This window comes from Streptomyces calidiresistens (genome assembly GCF_014141525.1).
Classification (GTDB): domain Bacteria; phylum Actinomycetota; class Actinomycetes; order Streptomycetales; family Streptomycetaceae; genus Streptomyces; species Streptomyces calidiresistens.
In genome coordinates this window covers 1-2,277 of record NZ_VKHS01000824.1, presented here as the reverse complement: position 1 = coordinate 2,277, position 2,277 = coordinate 1, and the positions used below count along the sequence as shown (strand labels likewise).

Annotated in this window: 1 protein-coding gene; it reads left to right on the top strand. The window is 71.4% G+C overall.

What is annotated here, in order from left to right; genetic code table 11:
* The first annotated feature begins 63 nt into the window (after nucleotides 1-63).
* A complete protein-coding gene (locus FOE67_RS23155) occupies nucleotides 64-2,238 on the top strand; it encodes a flotillin family protein (protein WP_182666783.1) in 2,175 nt (724 codons plus the stop codon).
* Nucleotides 2,239-2,277 lie beyond the last annotated feature (39 nt).

Genomic DNA, 2,277 nt, shown 5'->3' with positions numbered 1-2,277 from the left:
GTCCATGGGACTCCTCGGGTCCGGTGCCCGGGCACTTCCCGGGCACCGGACCCGAGGAGTCCCATGGACATCGCCTCGCAGGGACTCGGCATCCTCATCGCCGTCGTCCTGCTGATCGCGCTGGTCTTGCTGTTCGCCGTCACCCGCCTCTTCCGCAAGGTCGAACAGGGCAAGGCGCTGATCGTCTCCAAGATGCGCAAGGTCGACGTGACCTTCACCGGCACCGTGGTCCTCCCGGTCCTGCACAAGGCCGAGGTCATGGACATCTCGGTCAAGACGCTGGAGCTGAGCCGGGTCGGCAAGGACGGCCTGATCTGTCACGACAACATCCGCGCCGACATCCGCATCTCCTTCTACGTGCGGGTCAACAACACCGTCGAGGACGTCATCAAGGTCGCCCAGGCCATCGGCACCGAACGGGCCAGCAACCAGGACACCCTCCAACTGCTGTTCAACGCCAAGTTCTCCGAGGCGCTGAAGACCGTCGGCAAGCAGCTCGACTTCGAGGACCTCTACGTCAAGCGCGACGAGCTCAAGCAGCGGATCATCGCCGAGATCGGCCGCGACCTCAACGGCTACCGCCTGGAGGACGTCGCCATCGACTACCTGGAGCAGACCCCGCTGGTCCAGCTCGACAAGGACAACATCCTCGACGCCCAGGGCATCCGGAAGATCACCGAGCTGACCGCCGCGCAGCACATCCTCACCAACGAGTTCCGCCGCAACGAGGAGAAGGAGATCACCCGGCAGAACGTCGACGCCCGCGAGGCCGTCCTGGAGCTCGAACGCCGCCAGGCCGACGCCGAGATCCGGCAGCAGCGCGAGATCGCCTCCGTCCGCGCCCGCGAGGAGGCCGAGGTCGCCCGTATCCAGGCCGAGGAGCGCCTGCGCGCCCAGACCGCCGCCATCAAGACCGACGAGCAGCTCGGCGTGCAGAACGAGAACCGCGAGCGCGAGGTCGCCGTCGCCCAGCTCAACCGCCAGCGCGTGGTCGCCGTCGAGAACGAGCGGATCGAGAAGGAGCGCCAGCTCGAGGTCATCGCCCGCGAACGGGAGACCGAGCTGCGCCGCATGGCCAAGGACAAGGAGCTGGAGGGCGAGAAGCGGGAGATTGCCGACGTCATCCGCGAGCGCATCGCGGTGGAGAAGACGGTCGCCGAGCAGGAGGAGGAGATCAAGAAGCTGCGGGCCGTCGAGGAGGCCGAGCGCGACCGCCAGGCCCTGATCATCCAGGCCGAGGCGGAGGCGCAGGAGCGCCTGGTCAAGGACATCAAGGCCGCCGAGGCCGCCGAACAGGCCGCCGCGCACCGCGCCAAGGAGGAGCTGACCATGGCCGAGGCGCGGCGCAAGGCCGCCGACCTCGACGCCGCCGCCACGATCCGCCTCGCCGAGGGCCGCCGCGCCGACGCCGCCGCCCCCGGCCTGGCCGAGGCCGAGGTGCAGGAGCGGATGGCCGACGCCGTGGCCCGCACCCGCCGGGTGGAGGCCGAGGCGACCCGGGAGATGGGTCTGGCCGAGGCCGAGGTGCAGGAGCGCACCGCCGACGCCGTGGCCCGCACCCGCCGCGTCGAGGCGGACGCCGCCAAGGAGATGGGCCTGGCCGAGGCCGAGGCGCTGCGCGAGAAGATGCAGGCCGAGGCCGACGGCCTCAAGGAGAAGGCCGAGGCCATGGCCGCCCTGGACGCCACGAGCCGGGAGCACGAGGAGTTCCGGCTGCGGTTGGAGGCCGAGAAGGACGTGCGCCTGGCCCGGGTGGACGTGCAGCGGCAGATCGCCGAGGCCCAGGCCTCCCTCATCGGCACCGGCCTGGAGAACGCGAAGATCGACATCGTGGGCGGCGACTCGGTGTTCTTCGACCGCCTGGTCAACGCCATCTCGGCGGGCAAGGCGGTGGACGGCTTCGTGGAGCGCTCCGAGAGCGTGCGCGCCATGGCCGGCCCCTGGCTGGACCCGGAGAACTCCACCTTCACCGGCGACCTCGCCGGCATGGTCTCCGGCCTCGGCGCCGCCGGCCTGCGCGACCTCACCCTCGCCGGCCTGCTCACCCGCCTGATCTCCGGCGGCGGCCCGCACGCCGGTGCCGCCCGGGATGTGCTGGAGAGCGTCCGCGCCTCCGGCCTCGCCGACACCAGGATCTCGGAACTCTCGGCGCTCTCGGCGCTCCCCGGAGCCGGTGTCCCGGCCCGCGCCGAGGGGGCCGTGGCCGCCAACGGGACCCCGGTGGCGGGCGACCACTGATCCCCCCGGCCCCGGAGCCCCCCGATCCCACCGGATGAC